Source organism: Algoriphagus aestuariicola (genome assembly GCF_017254835.1).
Taxonomy (GTDB): domain Bacteria; phylum Bacteroidota; class Bacteroidia; order Cytophagales; family Cyclobacteriaceae; genus Algoriphagus; species Algoriphagus aestuariicola.
The window spans coordinates 1-298 of sequence record NZ_JAFKCW010000054.1 but is presented as its reverse complement, the minus strand read 5'-3'; the positions used below and the strand labels follow the sequence as shown (position 1 = coordinate 298).

At 61.7% G+C, this 298-nt stretch carries 1 protein-coding gene; it reads left to right on the top strand.

Going from position 1 to position 298, the window contains the following annotated elements; genetic code table 11:
- The coding region (locus J0A67_RS23635; protein ID WP_206571687.1) for a peptidylprolyl isomerase at positions 1-172 on the top strand (172 nt) is incomplete at its 5' end.
- Between the last annotated feature and the right edge of the window lie 126 nt (positions 173-298).

Below are 298 nucleotides of genomic sequence, written 5' to 3'. Positions count from 1 at the left end.
ATATTCGAGCTGCCCGTCAAAACGCAACGGCGGCTCGCTGGGCGAATTCAACAAAGGCGCAATGGTGCCTGCGTTCGATAAAGCGGTGTTCAGCATCCCGCTGCTCAAACCTTACGGCCCGGTCAAAACCCAGTTCGGTTACCATATCATCAAGGTGCTGTACCGCAACTGAGGGGGCCTGAGCCCCCTGTCGCGATATTACTGCGCGCCAGCGGCGTCCGTCGCCGGCGAAGCGACTGCGGTGTCCGCCGGTTTGGCTTCTTCCGTCACCACCGCCGGCGGCGGCATCATGATGCCG